Source organism: Ruegeria sp. CDSC042, from assembly GCF_059610745.1.
The window spans coordinates 181,679-189,219 of the sequence record NZ_JBXWOF010000008.1; the positions used below are offsets into that span (position 1 = coordinate 181,679).

Consider the following 7,541-nt stretch of genomic DNA (forward strand, 5'->3'; position numbering starts at 1 on the left):
TGGTCACAGGAAAAATTGATACACTATTGATCTACATCAATGTGATTGCTACGCAAGAGAAAAAGCAAATCCATTGCGGAGACCGACTCAGATGACGATCGTCCCAATCACCTCCCCCGATCTGAACGCGGCCGAGGTCTCGTGGTTTTCGGCTCTGTGTTCGGATGACTATCAGTTTCTGGGGATGCCCGATGGCGATCTGCGGTCCAGCTGGGACCACTGTTCCGCCATCGTGAAAGAGGCCGAGGCACAGGGGTTTCGCAACATCCTGTGCCCGTCATCCTATCAGGTCGGTCAGGACACACTTAGCTTTGTTGCTGGATGCGCACCGATCACCGACAAGATCAACCTGCTGGCCGCGGTGCGTTGCGGTGAAATGCAGCCCATCATGCTGGCCCGCACCATCGCGACGCTGGATCACATGTTGCAGGGGCGCTTGACAGTCAACATCATCTCGTCCGATTTCCCTGGTGAAAAGGCAGACAGCGCGTTCCGTTATCAACGCTCGCGCGAAGTCGTCGAAATCCTGAAACAGGCTTGGACGCGGGATGAGATCAACCATGCGGGCGAGGTCTATAATTTCTCGGGCCTGACCACCGACCCAGCCAAGCCCTATCAGACCGGCGGACCGCTGTTGTATTTCGGCGGCTATTCCCCATCTGCGCTCGAACTGTGCGGAGAGCATTGCGATGTCTACCTGATGTGGCCAGAAACCAAGGATCAACTGGCCGGGCGGATGCAGGCGGTTCATGCGGTAGCCGAGAATTACAACCGGACACTGGATTACGGCTTGCGCGTTCACATGATCGTTCGCGACACCGAGGCCGAAGCGCAAGAATACGCGGATTACATCGTATCCAAGCTGGACGACGAATACGGTCGCGCCATCCGCGAACGGGCGCTGGATTCCACCTCGCTGGGTGTGGCGCATCAGGCCAAAAACCGCGATCTGGCGGATGAATACGGCTATGTCGAACCTGGTCTCTGGACAGGCGTGGGCCGGGCGCGGTCTGGCTGCGGCGCAGCGCTTGTGGGCTCCACCGATCAAGTCATGACCAAGATTGAAGACTATCAAAAGATGGGCATCCGCGCCTTCATCTTCTCGGGCTATCCACATCTGGACGAGGCCCGCCATTTCGGTGCCCGCGTGATGCCCAACCTGAAAACCTGCTCGCTGCCCGAGGAATACGGACGCGTGCCCAAAACCACCCCGGCCACCCCGCTGGGCAACGGAGTTCGCCGCTAATGCAACGTGTAAAGCTTTCAGACACGCTGGAAATGAGCCGCCTGGTATACGGAATGTGGCGCTTGGGTGATGACAGTGACACCTCGGCGGATCATGTCGAAGCCAAGATACAAGCCTGCCTGGATCAGGGCATCACCACATTCGATCAGGCCGACATCTATGGCGGTTACGCGGCCGAGGCGGTTTTGGGCAACGCCTTGCGCGCCAACCCGGCGCTGCGCGCGCGGATGGAGATCGTCACCAAATGCGACATCGTTGCGCCGATGGGCCGATACGCGGATGCGAAGGTAAAATATTATGACACATCGCGCGCGCATATCCTGAAATCGGTTGAAACCTCTCTGACCGAGATGGCAATCGACCATGTCGACCTGCTACTGATCCACCGCCCTGATCCCTTCATGGACCACCATGAGACCGGCGCAGCGCTGGACGAGGTCGTGGCCAGCGGCAAGGTGGGCGCGGTTGGCGTATCGAATTTCCGCCCGTGGGACTGGACCCTTCTGCAATCAGCTATGAAGACCCAACTGGTCACCAACCAGATCGAGATCTCGCTGGGCGAAATCCGCCCCTTCACCAATGGCGACTTGGCGTTTCATCAACAGCATGGGCAGCCGGTGATGGCGTGGTCGCCGCTGGGCGGCGGACTGCTGATGGCCGGGAACCCTCCGGTCGGCGTGGTCGCGGATGAGATCGCCGCCGAATTCGGAGTGGACCGGGCCGCAGTGGCCGTGGCCTTCCTTCTGGCACATCCTGCAGGCATCCTGCCGGTGCTGGGCACCAACAATCTGGGTCGGATCAAACAGATTTCGGACGCCTTGAAAGTCAATCTGGATCGCGAGAGTTGGTACCGCCTTTATGAGGCGGCACTGGGCCATGAGGTACCATGATGAATGCAATGTCACAGGACATGAACCATACTTTCATCCCACACAAGGATGACACCCGAACCCTGCGCGATGCGTTTGGCCGCTTTGCCACCGGAGTTACCATCGTCACCTGCAACAGCACGGACGGTCCGGTCTGCATCACTGCCAACAGTTTTTCGTCCCTGTCGCTGGACCCGCCCCTGATCATGTGGGCCGGCGACCGCAACTCGCGCCGCTTCCCCTATTTCCACAAGGCGCGCCATTTCAGCGTTCATGTACTGTCCTCTGAACAGGCCGAGCTGTGTTTCGGCTGCTCGAAAAACGCCTTTGCGTTGCGGGACATCGCCCATGGGCATTGCTCGAATGGCACCCCTCTGCTGCCGGATTGTCTGGCACGGTTTGAATGTGAACAACACGCTTATCACGACGCAGGCGATCATGTGATCGTGGTGGGCAAAGTCCTGAAGGCCAGCATAAGCGATGGAGACGCGCTGACCTTCTATGCCGGAAAATTCGGCCAATTCGCGCAGTCCTAAGCGCGCTCTGACGACCGCGGGACCAACCCGCGGCTGACATAGGGAGGAAACGCATGGGCGGACTGGCAACGATGCTGGCGCCGATTGCATTCGTGAACGAAACCGTGCTGCGATTGGGCCGCGCGGTTGGCGTCGTTGCGATTGCATTCATGGTGACCGCAATCCTGATTCAGGTATTCTTCCGATATGTGCTGGGCAACGCACTGCCCTGGCCGGATGAGGCCGCCCGGTTCTGCATGCTCTGGATGACGGGTCTGATGGCCCCGACCGCATTTCGCCGCGGCGGGTTCGTGGCCATCGACATGGTGCCCCTGATGCTTCCGCGCGTTTTGGGACAGGTACTGATGCTCGCGCTGCTGTTCGTGTCACTGGCGGTGCTGCTGGTGGCGGTTAAGATCGGCTGGTCCGAAGTGACCGGGTTCGGGGGCAAATTCGCAACCGCCGCTTTGTATATTCCCACCTCATTTGGCTTTGACGAATGGTACCGCGTCCCGCGCAGCTGGATGATGGCCTCGCTGCTGGTGGGGGTGGCCCTTCTGATCGTAGTAAATGTCGAGCTGATCCTGCGCGCGATTGTCTCGCTATTGGGGGGCGCAGACCTGCTGCCTGAAATTGCCGACGCACCGGTGGGGGCTGAATAGATGTTGATTTGGTTCCTGCCCACTTTCCTTGTCTTTCTGATGATCGGCCTGCCGGTCTTTTTCGCCCTTTTGGCCGCCCCGGGTATCCTGCTGTGGCTGAATGGCCAATCCAATGACATCACCCTGCTGTACCGCAATGTCTATAACGGCATGGACAGCTTTCCCCTGATGGCAATCCCTTTCTTCATGCTGGCCGGAGAGCTAATGAACCGCGGCGGGATAACCATCCGTCTGGTGGAATTCAGCCAAGCCTTGATGGGCCATTTTCGCGGCGGGTTGGCGCATGTGAACGTGCTCAGCTCGATCCTGTTTGCGGGACTTTCAGGCTCTGCCGTGGCGGATACATCAGCGCTGGGTTCAATGCTGATCCCGGCGATGGAGAAGCAGGGCTATACCCGCAAATTTGCCGCGGCAATCACGGCGGCCAGTTCCGTCATAGGCCCGATCATCCCGCCTTCGGGCATTATGATCATCTACGCTTATGTGATGGGCGAAAGCGTTGCGGCGCTGTTTCTGGCCGGGATCGTGCCGGGCGTCATGGTTGGCGTTGGCCTGATGCTGATGATCAAATTCATGGCCGACAAGTATGATTTTCCCGTTGCCAGCCGCAAATACACATGGGGTGAACGGGGTCAGGCCAGCCTCAAGGCGTTCTTTCCACTGCTGACTCCGGTGATCATTCTGGGTGGTATTCTGGGCGGTATCTTTACACCTACCGAAGCCGCAGCGGTGGCCGTCGGCTATGCCTTTCTGATCGGCTTTTTCATCCTGCGCACCCTGACGCTCAAAGAAGTGCCCGAGATCCTCAGCAATGCCGGCCTAACCTCCGCCGTCGTTCTGCTGCTGGTGGGGGCGGCCATGGCGTTCAAAACCGTGGTCAGCCTCAGCCATGCGCCAGAACAGCTGGCCTCGCTGATCCTCAGCCTGTCGGAAAACCCGCTGATCCTGCTGTTTCTGATCAACCTGCTCTTGTTCGTTGTCGGCATGTTTTTGGATGCCGGGCCTGCGATCATCATTCTTGGGCCGATCCTGGGACCGATCTTTACCAGCCTCGGCGTCGACCCGATCCACTTTGCCATCATCATGAGCGTCAACTTGACCGTTGGTCTGGCCACACCCCCCATGGGGCTGGTGCTGTTCGTGGCCGCCGCCGTGTCGCGCGAAAAGGTTGAAACCATTGCCAAGGCGATCCTGCCGTTTCTGGCCGTTGAAATCATCGTGATCTTTCTGATCACCTACATCCCCGCATTATCCATGACGATCCCGAGGATAACGGGATTTGCCAACTAACTGAGTTCCACAGGGAGGAAACGCATGCTCAGAACCTTTATCAAAACCGCAGCGGTGGCCACGTCGCTGGTCGCCGCATCAGCCATCGCGGCCACGGCAGCGGATTATACGCTGCGCGCCACGGCCAACTCGAACGAAAATGACGAGGATTATGACGGTCTAATCGTTTTCAAGAACTATGTCGAAGCCGCTTCGAACGGCGCGATCGAGGTCGAGCTGTTCATCGGTACGCAGCTGTGTTCGAACGGCGCGGAATGCCTGCAGGGTGTGGCCGATGGAACCATCGACATCTATATCTCGACCTCGGGCGGGGCGTCAGGCATCTTTCCCTATGTTCAGGTCCTCGACCTACCCTACCTTATGGCGGATGACCGGATTGCCGAGCATGTTTTATCCGGCGATTTCACCCGCACCATGCGCGACATGGCACTTGAGGATTCCGGCGGCGCGATCCGTCTGATGACCATCGGCAACACTGGTGGCTGGCGCAACTTTGCCAACACCCAGCGTCGCGTGGCTGAACCAGCTGATATGGAAGGGTTGAAAATCCGCACCGTGGTCGCTGACCTGCCACAAGAGCTGGTTAAAGCCTTGGGTGCATCGCCCACCCCGATCCCGTGGCCGGAACTGTTCACCAGCTTTCAAACCGGTGTGGTTGAAGGGTCCAAGAACGGCATCACCGACATCATGGGCATGAAATTCCCCGATGCAGGCCTGCAATATGTCACCCTGGACGGCCATGCCTATATGGGCGCTCTGTGGTGGATGAATAACGCCAAGTTCCAGGAGATGCCCGAAGACATGCGCCGTGTCGTGGTCGATGGGTTCTATGCGCTGCAGCAGGCCACCTTTGCCTCACCCAAGCGCAAGTCGATCCAGGCCTACGAGGATTTCGTCGCCGGTGGCGGTGATCTGTACGTGCCGACCCCCGAGCAGAAAGCCGCGTTCAAAGAGGCGGCAACCCCGGTCTACGAGTGGTTCCAAACCAACGTCGGTCGTGGTGATGAGGTCTTCACCGCGCTCACCGAAGCCGTTGCAGCGGCCGAGGCAGACGTCAACGCATCGCGTGACGCGGACCTGAACTAAGCCATTTAGGGTCGGGCGTTTGGCCCGACCCTCACCGAAACGGGTACATCCACCCTTTATAGTCGTTGACCAGAACATGGGCTCTTTCAATCTGCTCCGGCGACATTTTCTTGACCACTTCCTCAAGGCTGATTGCCGCGTCGGGATCGCCGCCAATGGCGCTGAGCGTGTACCACATGTAAGCCCGCACAAGATCGGGCGCAGGCATGCCCAGACCCAGTTCGTAATACCAGCCGATCCCCGATTGTGCGCCCGGATGCCCCTTCATCGATGCGCGCAGATACCATTCAAAGGCCCGTTCATAATCCTGCTCGACTCCAAGACCCAACCCGTACATCACACCGATCAATTCCTCGGCCTCGGCATTGCCGGATCGGGCGGCGGGCAGCAGTTCCTCGCGCGCGGCCTCGAACGCGCCGGCCTCCATCATGTCACGCGCCTGTTCCAGCTCGGCCAGCGCAGGGGTCGCAAGCATACACAGGGCAAATATAATCTGGCGCATGGGATTGCTTTCCTTTTCGCCGGCGCAGCCGCAGCGCAAGAGCTGCCACGCCCGCTGACCGATGATGATTTCCTGTCCTTTGATATGGAACAGGCCGCCATCGGTCATCAACTGTTTTACGATCCAATCCTGTCGGGCAATCAAAACATCGCCTGCGCCCATTGTCACCATCCCGATTTCGGAACATCCGACGGCCTGTCGCTGGGTATTGGCGAAGGCGGTCAGGGTTTAGGCCCCGATCGCACGCCGGGCACTGGGTCCGACAAAATCCGCAAGCGTATTCCCCGAAATTCGCCCGGCCTTTGGAACCTCGGGGCAAAGGACATCCATACTGTTTTCCATGACGGACGACTGAGTATCTCGGATGTCTATGGCAACGGCTTCAACTCTCCGGCGCAGGAATGGTTGCCCGCGGGATTGAATTCTCTGCTGGCCGCGCAGGCGCTGTTCCCGCTGACCTCGCAGTTTGAGATGGCCGGGAATGTTGCCGAAAACCAGGTGACTGGCGCTGTGCATGACCGGATCGACAAGGGCTGGCCGATTCTGGCGAAACGCGTCCGTACCGACCCGCGATACGGCCCCGCCATGGCCCGCGCTTTTGATGAGATCGAAACGCCTGAAGACATCACCATCACCCAGATCGCCAATGCTCTGGCCGCTTTCATGGCCATCGAATGGCGCAGCACCGACAGCCCGTTTGATCAATATCTGGCTGGGAACACCGATGCTCTGACACCAACCCAAAAGTCCGGGATGGCCCTGTTCTACGGCAAGGCGCGCTGTGCCACCTGTCACTCTGGCCCGCTATTGTCGGATCAGAAGTTCCACGCGCTGGCCCTTCCGCCCTTTGGCCCCGGTCGCACCCGGCAATGGGACCCCAATGTGCGGGACGTAGGGCGCATGGGCGAAAGCGACCAGCTAGAGGATGCGTATCGCTTTCGCACCCCCATGCTGCGCAATGTCGCCCTGACCGCGCCTTATGGCCATAACGGAGCCTTTCCTGACCTCGACAGCATCATTCGCCATCATCTTAACCCGCAGGACAGCCTTGCGCATTGGACTCCCGAGATGGCCGCCTTGCCCAAAGTCCCGTGGCTGCAACAGGTTGATTTTGCGGTGTGGAACGACCGGTTCGAACTGGCGCGACAGCGTCGTCAGGTCGACATCATCCCGATGGAGCTATCAGACGTCGAGATCAGCGAGTTAGTGGCCTTCCTGAACGCCCTGACGGGCACAAGCGTGGACACGCCGCCATTTGGCGTGCCCAAGGGGTTCGAACCCTGATATCAGCCTCTTACTCTGCGGCTTCTTCGTAAGCGTCCATTGGTGGGCATGTGCAGATGAGGTTTCGGTCTCCGTATGCGTTGTCGA

At 59.0% G+C, this 7,541-nt stretch carries 8 protein-coding genes; 7 read left to right on the forward strand and 1 reads right to left on the reverse strand.

The features are described 5' to 3' along the window. The first annotated feature begins 91 nt into the window (after positions 1–91). Genes AC2FHX_RS16280 through AC2FHX_RS16305 form a run of 6 tightly spaced genes read left to right on the forward strand, consistent with a single transcriptional unit; the run spans position 92 to position 5,668 of the window. Positions 92–1,246 (forward strand): LLM class flavin-dependent oxidoreductase, encoded by a 1,155-nt coding sequence (locus tag AC2FHX_RS16280; protein WP_496692571.1) that lies wholly within the window; start codon positions 92–94, stop codon positions 1,244–1,246. Further along, the gene (locus tag AC2FHX_RS16285; RefSeq protein ID WP_496692572.1) at positions 1,246–2,136 is read left to right on the forward strand and encodes an aldo/keto reductase; all 891 of its coding nucleotides are present in this window, start codon (positions 1,246–1,248) and stop codon (positions 2,134–2,136) included. Before AC2FHX_RS16280 ends, AC2FHX_RS16285 begins: the two co-directional genes overlap by 1 nt. Then, positions 2,136–2,651 carry a flavin reductase family protein gene (locus tag AC2FHX_RS16290; protein ID WP_496702794.1) on the forward strand — a complete coding sequence of 172 codons (516 nt, stop codon included), beginning with the start codon at positions 2,136–2,138 and terminating at the stop codon, positions 2,649–2,651. The genes AC2FHX_RS16285 and AC2FHX_RS16290 overlap by 1 nt, the downstream gene beginning before the upstream one ends. 53 nt (positions 2,652–2,704) lie before the next feature. Further along, positions 2,705–3,292 carry a TRAP transporter small permease gene (locus tag AC2FHX_RS16295; protein ID WP_142637246.1) on the forward strand — a complete coding sequence of 196 codons (588 nt, stop codon included), beginning with the start codon at positions 2,705–2,707 and terminating at the stop codon, positions 3,290–3,292. Beyond that, on the forward strand, positions 3,293–4,582 hold the full coding sequence (locus AC2FHX_RS16300; protein WP_142637247.1) for a TRAP transporter large permease: 1,290 nt from the start codon (positions 3,293–3,295) through the stop codon (positions 4,580–4,582). It begins immediately after the preceding gene. 24 nt (positions 4,583–4,606) lie between these two features. Further along, the gene (locus AC2FHX_RS16305; RefSeq protein ID WP_142637250.1) at positions 4,607–5,668 is read left to right on the forward strand and encodes a TRAP transporter substrate-binding protein; all 1,062 of its coding nucleotides are present in this window, start codon (positions 4,607–4,609) and stop codon (positions 5,666–5,668) included. Positions 5,669–5,699: 31 nt separating this feature from the next. Here AC2FHX_RS16305 and AC2FHX_RS16310 read toward each other — a convergent pair whose 3' ends face one another. Continuing rightward, positions 5,700–6,170: a tetratricopeptide repeat protein gene (locus AC2FHX_RS16310; RefSeq protein WP_496692579.1), complete on the reverse strand. Its 471-nt coding sequence runs from the start codon at positions 6,168–6,170 to the stop codon at positions 5,700–5,702. Between the two features lie 84 nt (positions 6,171–6,254). Between AC2FHX_RS16310 and AC2FHX_RS16315 the strand changes: the two genes are divergently transcribed. Then, positions 6,255–7,454, forward strand: coding sequence for a cytochrome-c peroxidase (locus AC2FHX_RS16315; protein WP_282022004.1), 1,200 nt, complete (start codon positions 6,255–6,257; stop codon positions 7,452–7,454). The last annotated feature ends 87 nt before the right edge of the window (positions 7,455–7,541 follow it).

Coding starts and splice junctions, on each gene's coding strand:
- AC2FHX_RS16280 (WP_496692571.1), top strand. CDS start 92: ATGACGATCGTCCCAATCACCTCCCCCGATCTGAACGCGGCCGAGGTC.
- AC2FHX_RS16285 (WP_496692572.1), top strand. CDS start 1,246: ATGCAACGTGTAAAGCTTTCAGACACGCTGGAAATGAGCCGCCTGGTA.
- AC2FHX_RS16290 (WP_496702794.1), top strand. CDS start 2,136: ATGAATGCAATGTCACAGGACATGAACCATACTTTCATCCCACACAAG.
- AC2FHX_RS16295 (WP_142637246.1), top strand. CDS start 2,705: ATGGGCGGACTGGCAACGATGCTGGCGCCGATTGCATTCGTGAACGAA.
- AC2FHX_RS16300 (WP_142637247.1), top strand. CDS start 3,293: ATGTTGATTTGGTTCCTGCCCACTTTCCTTGTCTTTCTGATGATCGGC.
- AC2FHX_RS16305 (WP_142637250.1), top strand. CDS start 4,607: ATGCTCAGAACCTTTATCAAAACCGCAGCGGTGGCCACGTCGCTGGTC.
- AC2FHX_RS16310 (WP_496692579.1), bottom strand. CDS start 6,170: ATGCGCCAGATTATATTTGCCCTGTGTATGCTTGCGACCCCTGCGCTG.
- AC2FHX_RS16315 (WP_282022004.1), top strand. CDS start 6,255: ATGGAACAGGCCGCCATCGGTCATCAACTGTTTTACGATCCAATCCTG.